Below are 18,146 nucleotides of genomic sequence, written 5' to 3'. Positions count from 1 at the left end.
TTATGGCTTATATAGAGACGACTGGTCTACTAGAAATTGACCGCAACTATCGCACTGGCCGCAGCTATTCGTTGCGAAACTCCAATAAGGCTGGTTTGCTTGAGCGGTTTGTCGAAAGAGTCCGCACAAGTTTTGCTTCCGGTGGCGTGGTTAGCGCGGAAGATGCGCCTCTGGCCCGCCTCAGCGATCGCATGCTTGACGATATTGGCCTGACAAGAGCGGAGGCCTTGGAGCTGGATCGGCGGGCGAGAGAATTGAAGTGATTTTCGGCATGCATTAGAGTGATGCGTGGTTCACCCTTCGACAAGCCCGTCGAACCACGCACTATATTAATGCGAATAGTTAACCTTGCACATAAGCCAACGGGGGAGCGCCAAGGGATGGCAACCTAGCCCAGCTCACTCCGCCAGGGCGGGTTTGCGCCTGCGCGGGAAACGGTTACGGCTGCTGCCTTGGCACCAAGTGTCAGTGCAGCGCTGATCTGATCCTGTGTCAGGGCAGGCAGGGCCGTTTTCGTCAAAAGCCCGGCTTCCTGCAATGAAGCCAGTACACCGGCGGTAAATGTATCGCCAGCGCCCACCGTATCGACAACCTCAACACGCTGCGCATCGACATGCACGGTCTGATCCTGCGTATAGCCGGTAACGCCATCAGCGCCATGGGTAACGAGAATGAGTTTCGGTCCCTGTTGATCTGCCGCAACGATCCAGCGTTTTGCGATTTCGTCCATCGTTCCGGCTTCACCGAACCATCGCATATCCTCATCGGAAATCTTGACGATATCGGTCATGGCGATCATGCGGCGCATGCGGGCGAGATGCTTTTCCTTGTCAGGAATGAAACCGGGTCGGATGTTCGGGTCGAGCACGATGACGCGCTTTTCATGCTCGCGCGCCATCAGCGCTTCATAGGTCGCGCCGCAAGGTTCCGGAATGAGACTGATCGCCCCAAATTGCACTGTGGTGACATTATCGTCCAGCACCGGCAAATGGTCTGTTGTCAGGGACCGCCCCGCGCTGTTTTCATCATAGAAAATATAGCTGGCCTGTCCGTCAACAAGCCGCACGAAAGCCAATGTGGTCGGCTGCGGCGAAATATGCGCATAGCGCGTGCCAACATGGTTTTGTGCCAGGCTGTCCCGCAACATCTGGCCGAAGAAATCCGAAGAAATTCCCGAAAAGAATTCGGTTGGCACCCCAAGCCGTCCGAGGGCAATCGCCGTATTGAAAACAGCGCCGCCGACATAAGGAGCAAAAGCAGCTTCTCCGGCGCCGGTCTGGCGCGGCAGCATGTCGATCAGGGCTTCACCACAACATAAAATCATAGAATATCTCTCTGGATTCAGGACTTATCTGGATAAATCACACCCTTGCGGATGATGATATTGGCATAAAGTCGAGGTTCACTTGTCGCAACAATCGTGTGCGCCTTTTTGATGCGCGCATAGAGTGCCTCGCCATTGAGCGCAACCAATTCAAACCCCGGCGCGCGTCTGGAGCAGACAGCCTGCATTTCGTGGTGAACGGGGTCGGCGCGGTCCGGATCGCCCATTACGGAAGCGCGGAACAATGCCTTTGGTACGAAGTCATCGACAGGCAGCACTTGCAAGATTGCATCGAGAAGCGGAATCAGCGGCAGGCCATCGGCGCGGATCAGCCGCCGAGCATCTTCCTGCGCCGGATAATTGCCGTCGACGAGTGCAATCTCGTCGCCATGTCCCATGGCGCGCAGTGTCGCCAGCAGTTCCGGCCCCAGCATTGGGGAAATTCCAATCAACATGGGACATCACCAGAGAGAATAGCAATCGGCATCCCATTTTTCTTAAAGCCATAATTTTGCATGCACTAAATTTCTTTCCTGAAAATCTTCTGGCCCAGAAGGAAACGGTCAGCCAGTGGCAGGCTGGCGGCTCCCAGTGAACGGGCATGGATCCCAACAGTTCCTGCAAGAATTGAGGGAAGCGATAGTCCCTCCAGCCGGAACGTATTTATATGTTTTTGAACGGCCTCCACGACCCGGGCGCGAACATCTTCAGGCATCCAGCCATCGATAATTGCGGCTTCAAAATCCACAACCGAGGCCGATGCGACGACGGCCTGCGCAATCGCTTTGCCGGCTGTGTCGATCCACTCGTCGAGTTCAGGGCCCATCTGTCCCCAATCGTCAGGCGAAGCCCAGAGCGGCGAGGGGTCACGGCCAAGCGTGGTGACGACGCGCTCAAGACCGGTGATTGAAGCCATATCGATGAGCTGGCGGGCTGTGCCGTCATTCCCGAATACCGGCATTGAGCCAAGCGCACCGGCATTGCCGCTGCGCCCGGGATAAAGACTGCCATTGATGACAATACCGCCGCCGATAAACGAACCGATATAGAAATAGACGAAATCATTGATATCTTTGGTTTGGCCAAAGACAAGCTCTGCGCCGCAGGCGGCGGTCATGTCATTTTGCAAATAGGCGGGGAAGGAGCAGAGTTCCTGGATTCGGGCACGGATATCGCAGTCGCGCCACTGGTCCAGCACCTCCTGCGGCGCGCCGACGGCATCGGCCCATTTCCACAGCTCAAACGGCGCGGCAATACCGATCCCGGCGACCCTTTCGCGCTGTTTGGGTGTCAGTTCGGCCAGCATGTCCCGCATGCCTTCTGCAGCAATGCGAAAGATCGGCGCCGGTGCCAGATAATCATAGGGCGTATGGCGCATGGAGCGGATGCGTCCGAGAAAATCGATCAGCACAAGGTCGGCGCTGCGCCGCCCGATCTTGAAGCCAAAGAAGAATGCGCCTTCAGGATTAAGCGCCATGGGGATCATGGGTTGACCGATCCGCCCGCGCAAAGGCTCTTCGCGGATCAGCAGTTCATCGGCTTCCAGCATGCGCATGATGATTGAGCTTGTCTGGGCGGAGAGCCCGCTCATCCGCGCAATCGCCGTCTTGGCAAGGCTGCCATGCTGGCGAAGCAGCGACAGCACCACACGCTCATTGTGATCGCGCATGCCGCTCTGGTTCGTACCGTGATGATGCGACGGCCGCGCGGCGGCACTTCGCTCCGATACTCGAATAGCCAACGAAATTCCTCCCGATTTCCCTGGGACAATGGAACGGGGACCGGCTTCTGTCAATATTAAATCACAGTGATTTATTAATGTTGACAGGTTGGGACGAGTGGTATTTGCTTATAGGGCACTTGGCCGGGAGGATAACTGTCCGAGATGTTTAGAAAATTGAACAGGGACCTGTCGAACACGGTCTCAATGCGGACGAGTATGCGCTTGCCGCGTCCATAGGAGGAAGTCACACATGGCTAAGAATCTATATTTGAAATCCACGGTATTTGGAGCGGCTGTCGTTGCTCTGGCCGCTTTGGCCGCGCCTGCACAGGCTGCGGATGTCAGCGCATGCCTGATCACCAAGACAGACACCAATCCGTTTTTCGTCAAGATGAAGGAAGGTGCGCAGGCCAAAGCCAAGGAACTCGGCGTTGAGCTGAAGGCCTATGCGGGCAAGATCGACGGCGACAGCGAAAGCCAGGTCGCGGCAATCGAGACCTGCATCGCCGATGGTGCCAAGGGTATTTTGATCACAGCATCCGACACAGCCGGTATCGTTTCCTCGGTCAAGCAGGCACGTGATGCCGGTCTTCTGGTTATCGCGCTCGATACGCCGCTTGATCCTGTCGATGCTGCCGATGCGACCTTCGCAACGGATAATCTTCTGGCCGGTGAACTGGTCGGCAAGTGGGCTGCCGGTACTTTGGGTGACAAGGCGAAGGATGCCAAGATTGCTTTCCTCAACCTCACCCCATCGCAGCCATCGGTTGACGTTCTGCGCGATCAGGGTTTCATGAAGGGCTTTGGCATTGATGTTGCCGATATCAACAAGATCGGCGACGAAACTGACCCGCGCATTGTTGGCCACGACATCACCAATGGCAATGAAGAAGGCGGCCGCAAGGCAATGGAAAGCCTTCTGCAGAAAGACCCAAGCATCAATGTCGTGCACACGATCAACGAGCCTGCAGCTGCCGGTGCCTATGAGGCTCTGAAAGCGGTCGGCAAGGAAAAGGACGTTCTGCTCGTTTCCATCGATGGTGGTTGCCCGGGCGTCAAGAATGTTGAAGCCGGTGTTATCGGCGCGACGTCGCAGCAATACCCGCTTGCCATGGCAGCGCTCGGCATTGAGGCCATCAAGAAGTTTGCCGATACCGGCGAAAAGCCAAAGCCAACGGAAGGCAAGACATTCTTCGATACCGGCGTCGCGCTGGTCACTGACAAGCCGGTCAAGGGTGTTGAGTCGATCAGCGTCAAGGACGGCCTGGCCAAGTGCTGGGGCTGATCTGAGCGGTCTTACCCTCCCCCTTGTGGGGAGGGACGGAGCGTAGCGACGGGCAGGGGTTCTTCTCACTTTGTAAGACCCCTCCCTGCTGCTTCGCAGCTTCCCTCCCACAAGGAGGAGGGTTAGCATCGCGCCCAGCCTTTTGTTTTCAACAGAATTCATTACCCTGTTCTAGGGAGGTCACATTATGACAGAAACAGAGCGAACGCCTCATAAGGGGCAGGAGTTCGAAAGCGTGCTGACGCAAAGCGCGACGACCGTCGCCAGCTTTGACAGCGATGACAAGAGCGCGCTGGAAAAGATACGGCATTTCCTGCATTCAAGTCCGGCAGCCGTCCCCCTTATTGTTCTGGTCCTGTCGCTGGTCATTTTCGCCGCGCTGGTCGGATCGCGTTTCTTCACGCCATTCGCGTTGACGCTGATCCTGCAGCAGGTGGCCATTGTCGGCATCGTCGGAGCGGCGCAGACCCTCGTCGTTCTTACCGCCGGTATCGACCTTTCCGTCGGCGCCATCATGGTTCTGTCTTCGGTGGTCATGGGGCAGTTTACCTTCCGCTACGGCCTGCCTGTCGAGGTGGCTGTCGCTTGCGGGCTGGCGCTCGGTGCCTTTTGCGGCTTCATCAACGGCATGCTGATTGCCTATGTGAAACTTCCGCCATTCATCGTCACCCTTGGCACGTGGCAGATATTTCTTGCCACGACCTATATCTATTCCAATAATGAGACGATCCGCGCCCAGGAGATCGAGCAGAACGCTCCCTTGCTGCAATTCTTCGGCGACAAGATCAATCTGGGTGGCGGGGCCATGTTCACCTATGGCGTGTTCGCCATGATCCTGCTGATCATGCTGCTTTGGTATGTGCTCAACTATACTGCCTGGGGCCGTCATCTTTATGCGATCGGCGACGATCCGGAGGCGGCGCAGCTTTCGGGCGTGCGCACCAAGCGCGTGCTTGTCTCGGTCTATGTTCTTGCGGGCCTCATTTGCGGGCTGGCCGGTTGGGCCCAGATTGGCCGTAATGGCTCGGTTTCGCCGCAGATTGGCCAGTTCGCCAATATTGAATCCATAACGGCTGTGGTTATCGGCGGCATGTCGCTGTTCGGTGGGCGCGGCTCCATTCTCGGCATGCTCTTCGGTGCGCTCATCGTCGGCGTTTTCTCTTTCGGCATGCGCATGTATGGCACGGATGTGCAGTGGACCTATCTCATGATTGGCGTGCTGATTATCGCAGCTGTGGCAATCGACCAGTGGATCAGAAAGGCGGCAAGCTGATGAGCACGACACAAACCTCCGCGACCCCGCTGCTCACAGCACGCGGTCTGGTCAAGCGCTATGGCCGTGTCACGGCGCTGGATCATGCCGATTTCGACCTTTACCCCGGCGAAGTTCTGGCGGTTATCGGCGATAATGGTGCCGGAAAATCCTCGCTGATCAAGGCGATTTCCGGTGCCGTGCATCCCGATGAGGGCGAGATCAAACTGGATGGCAAGGTCATCAATTTCCGCTCGCCCATGGAAGCGCGCGATGCGGGTATCGAGACGGTCTACCAGAACCTCGCTCTGTCTCCCGCGCTTTCCATTGCCGACAATATGTTCCTCGGCCGTGAATTGCGTAAACCTGGCATTGCGGGAAGCCTGTTCCGCATGCTCGACCGCAAGGCGATGGAAAAGATGGCGCGTGACAAGCTCACGGAGCTTGGCCTCATGACCATCCAGAACATCAGCCAGACGGTGGAAACCCTGTCGGGTGGCCAACGTCAGGGCGTCGCCGTGGCGCGTGCGGCGGCTTTCGGCTCCAAAGTCATCATCATGGATGAGCCGACAGCTGCACTCGGCGTCAAGGAATCGCGCCGCGTTCTGGAGCTTATTCAGGATGTAAAAAAACGCGGGCTGCCAATCGTGCTGATCTCGCATAATATGCCACATGTTTTCGAAGTGGCAGACCGTATTCACATCCACCGCCTGGGAAAACGCTTAACAGTGATCAACCCCAAGGAATATACGATGTCGGACGCCGTCGCCTTTATGACCGGAGCGAAAACGCCGCCAGCACAGGTAAACTGAACGAATATTACAAGTATATCTCCCCCGCAAAAGGGGGAGATATACAGCTGCCAATCGACCCACTATACCCATAGGAATTTTTGAGAATGAAGCGTTCTGAAATCAATGCGATCATCCGCGAGAGCGACAAGTTCATTCGCTCGTTCGGCTATGTCATGCCGCCCTTCGCCTATTGGTCGCCGGAAGAATTGAAGGCTCGCACATCAAGCGATGCCAAGGCAATTCTCGATGCGCGTCTTGGTTGGGATATCACCGATTACGGTCAGGGCAAGTTCGATGAACTTGGTCTGTTTCTCTTCACCACCCGGAACGGCAATCAGGAAGATCTGAAAAAGGGTGGCGGCATGCTTTATGCCGAAAAGATCATGATCAGCCGCGAGAAGCAGCTGTCACCCATGCATCGCCACATCGTCAAGGCGGAAGATATCATCAATCGCGGCGGCGGCACGCTGGTGCTGGAACTTTTCAACTCCAATGAAGATGGCAGCGTAGACGAAAAGACCGATGTGGAAGTTGCCACTGATGGCCGTATCGTGCGCCAGAAGGCAGGCGGCCTTTTGAAGCTGCAGCCGGGTGAGAGTGTGACGCTGTTGCCGGGCAATTGGCACGCTTTCTGGGGCGAGGGCGGCGATGTGCTGATCGGTGAAGTTTCGACGGTCAATGACGATCTGACCGACAATATTTTCCGTGAGCCGATCGGCCGCTTCTCCAATATCGAAGAAGATGAAGCGCCGCTGCATTTGCTCGTTTCCGATTACGACAAATGGCTGGCCTGACCCTTTTGGACGACAGGCAGGAAGCCGTGACCGCGCAAGAGCTGGTCTCGGCTATTCTCGCCCGTGCCGCCGATACGAAACGGCTTGTCGTGGCGATTGCCGGCCCTCCGGGTGCCGGCAAATCCACGGTTTCAGCGACGCTTTGCGCCGCCATCAATGCGCGCGATCCGGATGCGGCGGTGGTCGTGCCGATGGATGGGTTTCATCTCGACAATGCCATTCTCGATGCGCGGGACATGCGCAAGCGCAAGGGATCTCCACCCACATTTGATTGCGCTGGCTTCGAGGTCATGCTGAGGCGGCTTCGCGAGGGCGGCGAGGATATCGTTATCCCGCTTTTCGACCGCAAGCTTGATCTGGCGCGGGCGGGAGCAGATATCGTAAAGGCCGATCAGCGGATTTTGCTTGTTGAAGGCAATTATCTCCTGCTCGATCAGGCGCCCTGGAACCGTCTGGAGCCGCTGTTCGACATGACGGTATTCTTGCAGGTGGATCGGCTTGAGCTTGAAAACCGGCTGGTGCAGCGCTGGCTCGGTTTCGGCTATAATGTCGGCTCGGCACAGGCGAGGGCATTGTCCAATGATATGCCCAATGCCGATCTCGTGCTTGAGCACTCACGGCCTGCGGATTTCATCTTGAAGAATTAGAGCTTGGTGGCTCCCGATTGAAAGAAAATTTCAGAATCGGGCCACTTGCATTCCGGCATGCCGCGCCATAGTCCTCAAAGGATCAATGAGGCGTGGGGTGCGATTGTGAATTTCAGAGCTATTTTCCTGGCGGCCAGCCTTGTGCTGTCCGTTCCGTCCTTGGCTTGGTCAGATGCGGCCCAGACCGCCTTTGACAATGAAGATTATGTCACTGCATTGAAGCTTTGGGAGCCGCTCGCCGATAAGGGTGAAGCTGCAGCACAATATGGCGTCGCCAGCATTTTTCTCAACGGCTATACCGGCGTGGAGGATTATGCAAAGGCCCGCGATCTGCTCAACAAATCGGCGGATCAAAATTATGCGCTGGCGCAAAATGCCATAGGCGATGTTTATCGCTTGGGGCTTGGCACGGAGGAAAATCTGGCGGAAGCCGTGCTCTGGTATCGCAAGGCGGCAGAGCAGGGATTGGCGCGGGCCGAACGCAATCTCGGCTTTCTCTATTCCAACGGCATTGGCGTTGAAGAAGATGATGCGCAGGCACTCATCTGGCTGACCAAAGGTGCCGATCAGGGCGATGCACTGGCCCAATATTACCTCGCCAATGTCTATGCCAATGGCTATGGCGTTGAGGTGAACAAGGCTGCTGCTGCTGCCCTCTACCGGAAATCTGCGGATCAGGGCAATGCGGATGCGCAGAACTATCTGGGATATGCCTATGAGAGTGGCGAAGGCGTCGAGCAGAGCGATAAGGAGGCCGTTGTCTGGTATACGAAGGCAGCGGAGCAGGGTTCATACCGCTCGCAGATGAGCCTTGGAAATATGTATCTTGAAGGGCGGGGCGGTTTGCCCAAGGACCCGAAAAAGGCTGTTGAATTTTATCAGCTTTCAGCCGATCAGGGCTACTCGGTCGCGCTTGACAATCTTGGTCTGCAATATGCAGCAGGCGTTGGCGTGGACAAGGATTATAAAAAGGCCATGGAGCTGTTTCAGCTGGCTGCAGAACAAGGTTATGCCGCCTCGCAATATAATATCGGCGTCTTTTATAATATGGGACGCGGCGTTAAAAAGGATATGAAGAAGGCTCTCCATTGGTGGAAGCTTGCTGCCGATCAGGGCAATGAACTTGCAGCGGAAGCGCTTAAAGCCAACCAATAAAGAACGCTTGCGGCAGGCTCGTTCGGAAGCGTTCTTTGTTTAATCCAGCTATCAATTTCAAATGCGAAACCCTCCCCGCATGCGGGGAGGGTTTTTAGTTTGTTGTGCAGTCTCAGAACTTGACTGTCAGGTCGGCTTTGACGGCATTGTCGCGTGTGTCGCCGGAGAACTGGCCGGTATAGGCGAGGCCGAGCGTTGTACGTTTGCCGATGCCGACATCAAACCCGGCTTCGACAGCAAAGGCATTCTTGGCAATGGGCAGGCCCTCGATGGAGAAGGGCGCGCCGCCAGCAAAAGCCAGCTCACGTTCAGGCGTTACATCACCGAAGGCGTGGTTCCAGCCAACCATGCCGCGTGCCGTCAGCACGGTTGTTTCGCTAAGCGCAAAATTGCGCGAAAGGCGAAGCCCGAGCGTTGTCGTGGTAACATCGCTGGAGCCGGACAGACCGGTCAATGCGCCATCGCCGCCATCTTCCTGGAAACTATCGGTTTTCAGATGGGTGTAGCGGGCAGCAGCAAAGGGTTCGAGCGCCGCATATTGCGTCTCGACCTTGTAGCCGAGTTCACCGAAGACCTGAACGGTTTGGGCATCATAGGATGCATTCTGGCCGTTGGTAACACCGCCAAGCACCACATCGCGATCCGTGTCGATCTCATGATGACCAAGATTGACACCCAGGCGAAGCCCGAGCGCATCCCACTGCGTACCGGCATAGACACCGACCTGATAGCTGTCCACATCGGCCTTGGCCCCACCGCTATGCATCGAGGTATTGCCATAGCTTGCCAAGAGGCCGAAGCGCCATGTTTCGGCAATCACGCCATCAAGGCCGGTAACAAAGCCGCCCGTATCGCGGCTGTAGCCGGAGGCATTGCCGTCGCTGTCGGCATGCGCCCAGGCGCCATAGGCCTGACCCCAAAGGGTAGGGGAGAGATCGGCCGGAGCAATTGCGGCAAAGGCTTCGCTGCCCGTTGCTTTTTCGCCCGGACCATAGGCGAGAGGGGTGATCGTTGCCTGCGGGGTGACAGCCACGCCGTCAAAGGCCGCGCGAAGACGTTCTGTTGCCGCCTGACTGATAAAGTGCCCATCCTCAATCAGAACGCCGTCCAGCGTCGCATGGATTTCGCCGGTCAGCGATTGGTAGGTGCCTGCAACGGCGTCAAAAACCGTGCTGGTTTCGATTGTGTCGTAAAGAGAGCTTCCAGCGCCGCCAGTTTCAATGGATTTTGCAACCGCTCTTTGATTGCGCGTCTTGGCGAAATCGTCAAAGCCCAATGCGTTGCGTTTGAAGCTTGCCGCAATGCCGGTCGGAGCATAGGCGAGAACGCCATCATAGAACACATAGGCCGACTGAACACTTGCAAACTGGCCGTTTATGCCGCCCGTCGATGTCAGGAAATTATAGCTGTTACTATTGAGGGCGGAGCGCACCTCCTGTGCGCTGGGTTTTGTCGTGGCTCCGGTCTCCGGCGTCAGGAGAACAACGCCGCCAAGCAGGGTCGTCGTGCCATTGACGACGAGCTTGTCAGCCTCACTGCCATTGACTTCAATATGCAGGGTTGAACCCGTGTTGAAGGTCGCATCGCCATTTGAGGTCAAGGTGCCTACCGAATTGCCGGGAGCGACCGTGCCGCCATTATTGGCTATGATACCGCCAACTGCGCCAATGCCGCCGAGCGTACCTCTATCGTTGATGACAGCCTTGGAAGTGATGGACCCATCAATTGCAAGCAAGCCGCCATTGATGAGCGTATCACCCCTATAGGTACTGTCGCCTGTCAGCCGCAGCGTGCCCATGCCGGTTTTTGTCAATCCGCCAATATAATTGTTCGGGTCATTCAGTTTCTCGGTCAGTGTCGGAACGAGTGCTTCATAGGCAGTAAATTCTTTCAGCGCTCCGGCAATACGGTCATCGGTGATCGTGCCGCGAATTGTTTCGGCACTGGCTTCAGGCGTAGCCGAGAAATCGACAAATTGTGGCGCCCGCGGAATGCTTGTGTTTGGAGCTGTTGCCACGAATGCATTCCATAGGGCAGTTGCTGCAGGGTCCGCCAGCATCTTGGCATCCGCCGCCTCGAATGCTGCATTGGCAGCTTCGAGCTGCTCATCAGTCAAAGGCGGGTTTTGAGGAAGATTGATAATGTCGAGTTTCGCGTATCGGTCCCTGACAAGTTCGATGGCCGCAGGGAAGTTGGAATCCGGAAATTGCGTTATGACCTGTTGCCGGATTTTTTCCTTGCTGGCTTCGGTTATGCCATTCTGCCAGCCTTCTGTGATTTTCTTGGCTTCCCAATCAGCGATTGTTTGCTGGTCTTCAACGAACCGCTGGTCCAGCGCGTCCTGTGAGATATCATTGCTCCAGACTTCTTCATTGGTGCCGCGATAGGAGGCGGGCAGATTTGCCTCGACACGGCTCAGGAACTGGCCGGGGCCCTTTATTGCCTTGTCGAGATTGATCAGACCCCAGCCGAACACATTATCAACCCCGGCTTCGCCAAGATCGGTGGATGTCGTCTTGAGAATTTCGTTGACATCGCCATTGGAGAGATAGGGGAAGCGTTGCTTCAGCACCATGAAGGCACCGGTCGCGGCCGGGCCTGCCATGGAAGTACCGCTCAGTTCTTCATAGCCAGACGTGAATCTGCTGTCGTCCATTACATCGCCGGGATTAAGGCCGGTAATGTCGCCAACCGGCACACCACTATTGATGTTTGTGCCAGGAGCGGCGACGCAATGATATTTGGAATAGCCGCAAATGCTGGAAAAGCCACTTCGTGAATAGCCATCCGGGTTTGTCTCATCAGCAACGACACTCATTGTCGTCAGCCAATTTTTCTCCAGTTCAGGACGAAAAGTTGCAAGCCCTGCAAGGGCGTCTGGTTCCAGTCCACCATCATTGCCGGCTGAGAATTCGACTACGATGCCGCTTTCCGCAGCCTTGATCGCGCCGTTATAGGCACCACCTTCGGGGGTGCCGAGAATGGCCTTGATCTCCTGATATTGCCCATAGGCTTCCGCATAGGTCCAGGATGAGCTTGAAAGACCAATGCCCCAGCTGTCGGTGATGATCGAGACGCCGCTATTGATCATGGCATCCCATGCCGCAGCATAAACTGCGCCATCATTGCCAAGTACAACGCCATCTTCTGGACCTGCGTCATAATTGCTGGCGGCAAAGATACTGGTATCGAAGGCCACGCCCATCATGGCTTTGCCATCGCGATTGGCGCCAGCGATACCGGCGACGTGCGTACCATGGCTGGAAATGCCACCATAGCCGTCAATATACTGCCTGCCATCGGCAACGAAGTGGTCACCGGCTTTCACGGGAATATAGGGATCGGTGTAAAGCCTTGTGCCTTCGGTTTTGACAAAGTTCATTTTGCCTTCACCGGCAAATTCCGAGTGAGCGGCATAGACCGGCTGATCGATGACGCCAAGCTTGGTGCCCTTACCGGTGAAGCCCATTGCATAGGCTGCATCGGCATTGAATGCTTTCAGGACATCATTGCCGTTGAACTCGGCATCATCGCGCCAGCTCTTCTTTGCGGCTTCGAAATCATCGGTTCGCGTGCCGTCAGCATTGTAATATCTGGGCTGTTGCTGGGCGATTGCACCTGCCGTTGCCGCGGTGAGCAAGATGGTGGTGAAGACTGTTGTAGTAAGATGTTTGCGGAATGTTTTTAGACGGGTTTTACGGGCGGAAACAGCTGCGTCAGAAGCATAAAAAGACATATAATATTCCTCCGATTCTCGGATCACCTAATCCGAAAGTACTAGGAGGTTGAAATTTATCGGCATCTTACGTCAAGTGGGAAAAAGGCCAATTGTGTTAACTTTGTGGTAACTTTTTGATTTCAATGACAGAAATTTGACAAAGCCGCGTGTACAGCTTTAAAAAAATTAATTCAATTTTTTCAGTATATTAGCTGCGCGGAGACAATTGGATTGCCATGCTCTGCATGATGGCCGACGCGGTATCGCGGGTTATTTCCGTCCAGGAGGCCAGCATTTCCGGCGTTACCCGGTAGGCAGGACCTGTCACGGAAACGCTGGCAGTGAACAGCGCATCGGTGCGGGAAAAAATCGGTGCCGCAACGCAGGTAATCCCCAGTTCATGCTCTTCCCGGTCATAGGCATTTCCGGTGCTTCGTATGGTGCTGATCTCGGATAGGAGGGCTGCGGCATCGGCCAAAGTGTTGGGGGTGTATGGCCGGAATTCGATGCGCTCGACCCGCTCGCGCAATTCATCGTCTGGAAGGGCCGAAAGCGCAGCTTTGCCGACCCCGGTGCAAAAGGCGGGCGCGGTGTTGCCGATCTGTGAAACCATGCGGATATTCTGGCGGCTCTCGATCTTGTCCAGATAGATCACTTCTATATCGCGCAGCACGCCAAGATGCACTGTCTCGCCTGTCGCCTCATGCAACTTCTGGATGTGAGGGGCGGCGACATTGCGAAATTCATTGCCAGCCCACGCTTTGGATGCAAATTGCAACAATCGCAATCCTAGCGTGTAACAATTATCCCTGTTAACCGCGATAAGCCCCTCGTCGATGAGATTGGAAATTTGCCGGTGGAGGGTGCCGCGCGGTTGGTCGGAAAGTTTCAGCACATCCGTGAAACGCAGCGCCTCGGAAGAGTTGGCTATGATGTCAAGAACGCTGATGGCTTTGCCGAGCGTGCCGGTATCTTGACTGCCACCGGATTTTTTTACCCTATCGGTCGCCACTCTTTGCGGTTTGCTCATGTTTTTCCTGTTCTTGGAGTGTCTGGGGCGATTTGCTCCCGCTTTTGCTGTAACTTGAGCAATATTTGCCGAAGAATCCCCGATTTTTGCTGAAAATTTACAATCGCCAATAGAAATTTGGTTGTGCGAAGTTGAACCATTGACCAGACTCATTTTCCTTGACTTCTTGCAGCATAGGATGACAATTCAGCATAGTCAAACATAGTTCCAAATAATGGAATTAACTCAGCCTTATGAGAATCCTGCCATGATGCCTTCCGCTATTTTTCCCGACCTGAAAGATCGATCTGTGCTTATCACCGGCGGGGGTTCCGGCATTGGCGCTTCATTGACTGAAGGCTTTGTGCGTCAGGGTTCGCGCGTTGCCTTCATCGACATTGCCGACGAGCCTTCCAATGCGCTGGTGGAACAGATGGAAAGCCAATACGGAAACCGCCCGCTTTATATCAAGGCTGATCTTTCAGATGTGGCGGCTCTGCGGGCTGCCGTTGCGCAAGCCATTGAAAATATTGGCCTAATCACCGTACTTGTCAACAATGCTGCTTGGGATGACCGGCACGATATTGATGAAGTGACGCCGGAATATTGGGATAAGAACCAATCTATTAACCTGCGTCCCCAGTTCTTCGCAGCGCAGGCCGTTGTACCATGCATGCGTCAGTCGGGTGGTGGTTCGATCATCAATTTCACCTCGACTTCGTTCATGATCAACCATGGCGAAATGCCTTCCTATACGGCCGCGAAAGCCGGAATCATCGGTCTTACCAAGGGGTTAGCGGGACGATTGGGGCCGGAGAAAATCCGGGTGAATGCCATTGCCCCTGGCTGGGTCATTACGGAACGCCAGCGCCAATTGTGGGTATCGGGAGATCGCCTGAAACACCACATTGAACGGCAGGTTTTGCGGGAGGAAATTCAGCCCGGTGATATGGTCGGGCCTTGTCTTTTCCTCGCTTCCGATGCAGCGCGCATGCTGAGTGCCCAGACCCTGATCGTCGATGGAGGCTATCTGTGAGCCAGGTCCCGATCTATGCGCTAAGTGATTGGGGAACAACGCGTTTCAGGCTCTGGCTCGTCGATGGCGCGGGCAATGTTCTTGGCGAAAAACGTGCCGATGACGGGCTTGATGTATCGCGCGTTAAGGGGTTTGCCTCTGTGCTTGAGGGGCATCTTGCAAGCCTTTCAGCACCCTCAGATCTGCCGGTCGTCATATGCGGCATGGCAGGCTCGCGTCAGGGTTGGGTCGAGGCGAATTATGTGCCGGTTCCTGCCGATTTGAATGCCATTCTTGTTGGTGCCGTCAAACTGCCAGACATGGCGCGCGACGTTCGCATTATTCCCGGTCTTTGCCAGTTGAACGATACGCCAAATGTCATGCGCGGTGAGGAAACCCAGTTGCTTGGAGCTATTCTGGATAGAAATTTATCCAATGGAATCATAGCGATGCCCGGAACCCATTCAAAATGGGTAGAGTTGGAACAGGGCAGGGCCAAGTCATTCGGCACCTATATGACCGGCGAGCTTTATGCGCTAGTCAGCCAGCAATCGATCCTGCGCCATTCCATTCAGGATGCAGCGGAATCCGCTTCGGCGGATCATCCGGAATTTATTGCCGCGCTGAAATCCATGCTCGCCGGAAACTCTCTCCTGGGCCAGCTCTTTGGCATACGCGCCGCCATGCTCTTGAATGATTTGAAGCCGGAGGCAGCTGCTTCACGGCTTTCGGGCCTGCTTATAGGTGCAGAGATAGCCGGGCAAAAATCCATAACAAACAATAGGATAGTCTTGGTCGCGTCGGGTGCAATGGCCACTCTTTATGGCAAGGCGTTCGACGTCGCCGGACTGGATTTTGATCTGGTGGATGCAGATGAAGCCGTGCGTAAAGGATTGTTCGTTGCTGCCTCCGGTATTTGGCCAAACGTTAAAGGAAACTTCAAATGACCCTTTCTTCCGCTCCATGGCCCAAGCTTAAACGCGACCTGATCGCGATCTTGCGGGGCGTCCGGCCAGATGAAGTTTTGGCAATTGGGGAGGCGCTTGTTGCTGCGGGAATCGATGTCATCGAAGTGCCGCTCAATTCCCCTGATCCGTTCCAATCCATTGAACTGCTTGCAAAAAAACTGCCTTCGCACGTTCTTGTTGGCGCTGGGACAGTGCTCGATGCAAATGACGTTCAACGGCTTGGGGATGTCGGAGGGCGTCTTGTCATTTCGCCAAATATCGATCCTTCCGTGCTGGCAGCCGCTGCCAAAGCAGAGATGGTGTCCATGCCGGGCGTTTTCACGCCGACTGAAGCGCTTGCTGCTTTGAAAGCCGGTGCATCCGGCTTGAAGTTCTTTCCGGCAAGCGTGCTCGGTCCCGACGGTATAAAGGCGATCAGCGCAATTCTACCCAAGGGAACCATTATCGGTGCTGTTGGGGGTGTCGATGAAAACGGCTTCGCGTCCTATGCGAAGGTTGGCGTTAGAACCTTCGGGCTAGGTTCCAGTCTTTACAAGATTGGCGCGACAGCGGGAGAGGTGGGTGACCGCGCAAGAGCAACAATTGCCGCATATGATCGGGTTTTTGGGGAAGTTTGACGATGAAACAGCCAAAAATCAGCGTTTTTCACGATGTTCCATGTCAACTGGGCGAGGGGCCGGGTTACGATCCACTAACGAAGAATGCCTGGTGGTTCGATATCGTCACGGGCCGTCTGTTCGAAAAACCCTTGGCTGGCGGCGACGTCGCAATCCATCAACTCGGGCAAATGGCGAGTGCGCTGGCGGTGGTCGACGCGCAGCATCAGTTGATTTCCACGGAGACCGGGCTTGTGCTTCGTGACCGCCATACGGGCGTGCTGAAAATGCACCAGCCAATCGAGGCGGATAATCCGATTACGCGCTCAAACGATGCACGCGTGCATCCAGCCGGTGCTTTCTGGATTGGCACAATGGGCAAGAAAGCAGAGCAGGGGGCGGGCTCGATCTATTGGTATCGAAAAGGCGAATTGCGTAAAATATTCAACGACATAACAATTCCAAACTCGATCTGCTTCTCGCCCGATGGCAGTATTTCATACTTTGCAGATACAGATAAAAATATAATCTGGCGAGTCGATACCGATCCTGAAACCGGGCTTCCCATTGGCGAGCCGACAGAGTTTTATCGACACCAGGAAAAGGGCGGTGTTGACGGTTCTGTAGTCGATGGCGATGGAAATCTGTGGAATGCCTGTTGGGGCCGTTCAGCCGTGGATGTCTATTCGCCATCCGGTAAGCGCATACATTCCATCACGATGCCCGTAAAGCAGCCTTCCTGTCCCGCATTTGTCAGCGAGGATACGGCGAGCATGATCGTTACAACGGCCTATCATGATATGAGCGAGGCTTATCACAAGACTGATCCTGATGCGGGCAAGACGTACCTTGTTGAGCTGGCTGGTAAAGGCCGCTTTGATCGACCTGTGCAATTGTAATTGCAACTCAGGAACCATTGCCGGGCATCATCGTTTCTTCCCTGTAACCAAATATCAACGACTACGAACGCAAGCCGCCTGGCTGCGAATGGTGGTCTGTGTCTGTAATCAGGAGAATGAACATGGGATTTTTTTCCAAGGATATCAAAACGATGGACGACCTGTTCGTCCATACGCTTCGGGATATTTACTATGCGGAAAACCAGATCGTAAAAGCTTTGCCCGAGATGATCGACAAGGCTACTGATCAAACTCTCAAGGATGGATTTGAAAAACATCTGCAGGAAACACATCTGCAGATTGAGCGTCTGGAGCAGGTTTTTGCCCAGCATGGTGTTGAAGTCAGTGGTGTGAATTGCCCAGCCATTGATGGCATTCTGGAAGAGGCCGACGACATTGCAGGCGAGGTAGATGATGATCGCGTCCTTGATGCGGCGTTGATCGCTGCCGCTCAGGCTGTCGAGCATTATGAAATTACACGCTATGGCACGCTCGTCGCATGGGCCAAGCAGCTTGGTCGCCATGATTGCGCCGCCCTGCTTCAGCAAAATCTCGATGAAGAGCTAAAGACGGATAAGGCTCTGACCGGCATGGCAGAAAATCGCATCAACGCTGCTGCAGCGTAAGTTTTGGCATCCGTACGGCCAGTCTTTCAAGCCATCACTTGAAAAGGCTGGCCGCACCATTTTTCGTTGGTCAGAACCATAAGATTTGAGGATTAACAATGGCCAAGAGGATCGAAGCGCCAAGGATAAAGCAGGGCGAACAGGGTTACCCAATTCTGGTAGTGCTGGTCGTGTTATTCGGGCTAGCAGCGCTTATCTGGCTGGGCGTTGAGGTCTACAGTCAATATATTGCCAGTGGCGGATAGCTGGAGCCGTTCGCAAATACCTCCTCTCTTGCCCAGATTACAATAGGAAACGGCGCTTGCGGATCATGCCGCCAACGGGTTAACAAGGCTGCGAAA

18 protein-coding genes are annotated in these 18,146 nt (G+C 55.0%); 13 read left to right on the top strand and 5 right to left on the bottom strand.

Going from position 1 to position 18,146, the window contains the following annotated elements:
- The first annotated feature begins 2 nt into the window (after window positions 1-2).
- On the top strand, window positions 3-263 hold the full coding sequence (locus ACTJI9_RS14485; RefSeq protein ID WP_307275343.1) for a DUF1127 domain-containing protein: 261 nt from the start codon (window positions 3-5) through the stop codon (window positions 261-263).
- Between the two features lie 125 nt (window positions 264-388).
- Here the strand turns inward: ACTJI9_RS14485 and ACTJI9_RS14480 are convergent, their stop codons facing one another.
- From ACTJI9_RS14480 to ACTJI9_RS14470, 3 genes are all read right to left on the bottom strand, one after another.
- Window positions 389-1,324, bottom strand: a complete 936-nt coding sequence (locus ACTJI9_RS14480; RefSeq protein WP_337355006.1) for a carbohydrate kinase family protein — start codon at window positions 1,322-1,324, stop codon at window positions 389-391.
- Between the two features lie 17 nt (window positions 1,325-1,341).
- Entirely contained in the window at window positions 1,342-1,779 is a 438-nt protein-coding gene (locus tag ACTJI9_RS14475; protein WP_336441933.1) for an RbsD/FucU family protein, read from the bottom strand.
- Window positions 1,780-1,844: 65 nt separating this feature from the next.
- A complete protein-coding gene (locus ACTJI9_RS14470; RefSeq protein ID WP_440808911.1) occupies window positions 1,845-2,993 on the bottom strand; it encodes an ROK family protein in 1,149 nt (382 codons plus the stop codon).
- A gap of 322 nt (window positions 2,994-3,315) precedes the next feature.
- On the opposite strand from ACTJI9_RS14470, the gene ACTJI9_RS14465 reads away from it, so the two are divergent.
- The 6 genes from ACTJI9_RS14465 to ACTJI9_RS14440 all read left to right on the top strand — a co-directional run bounded on the left by ACTJI9_RS14465 (window position 3,316) and on the right by ACTJI9_RS14440 (window position 8,974).
- The gene (locus tag ACTJI9_RS14465; protein ID WP_115053843.1) at window positions 3,316-4,332 is read left to right on the top strand and encodes a sugar ABC transporter substrate-binding protein; all 1,017 of its coding nucleotides are present in this window, start codon (window positions 3,316-3,318) and stop codon (window positions 4,330-4,332) included.
- A gap of 187 nt (window positions 4,333-4,519) precedes the next feature.
- Window positions 4,520-5,605, top strand: coding sequence for an ABC transporter permease subunit (locus tag ACTJI9_RS14460; protein ID WP_115053670.1), 1,086 nt, complete (start codon window positions 4,520-4,522; stop codon window positions 5,603-5,605).
- Complete coding sequence (locus ACTJI9_RS14455; protein ID WP_115053844.1) at window positions 5,605-6,396, top strand: ATP-binding cassette domain-containing protein; 792 nt, start codon at window positions 5,605-5,607, stop codon at window positions 6,394-6,396. Before ACTJI9_RS14460 ends, ACTJI9_RS14455 begins: the two co-directional genes overlap by 1 nt.
- An 86-nt stretch (window positions 6,397-6,482) precedes the next feature.
- On the top strand, window positions 6,483-7,172 hold the full coding sequence (locus ACTJI9_RS14450; protein ID WP_115053671.1) for a D-lyxose/D-mannose family sugar isomerase: 690 nt from the start codon (window positions 6,483-6,485) through the stop codon (window positions 7,170-7,172).
- A complete protein-coding gene (locus ACTJI9_RS14445; RefSeq protein WP_440808844.1) occupies window positions 7,160-7,819 on the top strand; it encodes a nucleoside/nucleotide kinase family protein in 660 nt (219 codons plus the stop codon). Before ACTJI9_RS14450 ends, ACTJI9_RS14445 begins: the two co-directional genes overlap by 13 nt.
- A 57-nt stretch (window positions 7,820-7,876) precedes the next feature.
- Complete coding sequence (locus tag ACTJI9_RS14440; RefSeq protein WP_440808841.1) at window positions 7,877-8,974, top strand: SEL1-like repeat protein; 1,098 nt, start codon at window positions 7,877-7,879, stop codon at window positions 8,972-8,974.
- A gap of 112 nt (window positions 8,975-9,086) precedes the next feature.
- Here the strand turns inward: ACTJI9_RS14440 and ACTJI9_RS14435 are convergent, their stop codons facing one another.
- Both ACTJI9_RS14435 and ACTJI9_RS14430 read right to left on the bottom strand, forming a co-directional pair.
- Window positions 9,087-12,710, bottom strand: coding sequence for an autotransporter domain-containing protein (locus ACTJI9_RS14435; protein WP_440808838.1), 3,624 nt, complete (start codon window positions 12,708-12,710; stop codon window positions 9,087-9,089).
- Window positions 12,711-12,900: 190 nt separating this feature from the next.
- A complete protein-coding gene (locus ACTJI9_RS14430; protein WP_440808835.1) occupies window positions 12,901-13,722 on the bottom strand; it encodes an IclR family transcriptional regulator in 822 nt (273 codons plus the stop codon).
- 247 nt (window positions 13,723-13,969) lie between these two features.
- On the opposite strand from ACTJI9_RS14430, the gene ACTJI9_RS14425 reads away from it, so the two are divergent.
- The 6 genes from ACTJI9_RS14425 (at window position 13,970) to ACTJI9_RS14400 (ending at window position 18,050) form a co-directional block, all read left to right on the top strand.
- Window positions 13,970-14,737, top strand: coding sequence for an SDR family NAD(P)-dependent oxidoreductase (locus ACTJI9_RS14425; RefSeq protein WP_440808832.1), 768 nt, complete (start codon window positions 13,970-13,972; stop codon window positions 14,735-14,737).
- Window positions 14,734-15,663, top strand: coding sequence for a 2-dehydro-3-deoxygalactonokinase (locus ACTJI9_RS14420; RefSeq protein ID WP_440808829.1), 930 nt, complete (start codon window positions 14,734-14,736; stop codon window positions 15,661-15,663). Before ACTJI9_RS14425 ends, ACTJI9_RS14420 begins: the two co-directional genes overlap by 4 nt.
- The gene (locus ACTJI9_RS14415) at window positions 15,660-16,301 is read left to right on the top strand and encodes a 2-dehydro-3-deoxy-6-phosphogalactonate aldolase (RefSeq protein WP_440808827.1); all 642 of its coding nucleotides are present in this window, start codon (window positions 15,660-15,662) and stop codon (window positions 16,299-16,301) included. The genes ACTJI9_RS14420 and ACTJI9_RS14415 overlap by 4 nt, the downstream gene beginning before the upstream one ends.
- A gap of 2 nt (window positions 16,302-16,303) precedes the next feature.
- Window positions 16,304-17,179: an SMP-30/gluconolactonase/LRE family protein gene (locus ACTJI9_RS14410; protein ID WP_440808824.1), complete on the top strand. Its 876-nt coding sequence runs from the start codon at window positions 16,304-16,306 to the stop codon at window positions 17,177-17,179.
- 122 nt (window positions 17,180-17,301) lie between these two features.
- Window positions 17,302-17,805, top strand: coding sequence for a DUF892 family protein (locus ACTJI9_RS14405; protein WP_115053680.1), 504 nt, complete (start codon window positions 17,302-17,304; stop codon window positions 17,803-17,805).
- A 98-nt stretch (window positions 17,806-17,903) separates the two neighbouring features.
- A complete protein-coding gene (locus ACTJI9_RS14400; protein ID WP_307275307.1) occupies window positions 17,904-18,050 on the top strand; it encodes a hypothetical protein in 147 nt (48 codons plus the stop codon).
- The last annotated feature ends 96 nt before the right edge of the window (window positions 18,051-18,146 follow it).

The sequence above is a fragment of the Phyllobacterium sp. 22552 genome, assembly GCF_052044585.1.
Taxonomy (GTDB): domain Bacteria; phylum Pseudomonadota; class Alphaproteobacteria; order Rhizobiales; family Rhizobiaceae; genus Phyllobacterium; species Phyllobacterium ifriqiyense.
Note: the sequence above shows the minus strand (reverse complement) of the source record. Positions and strands in the feature narration are given on the sequence as shown.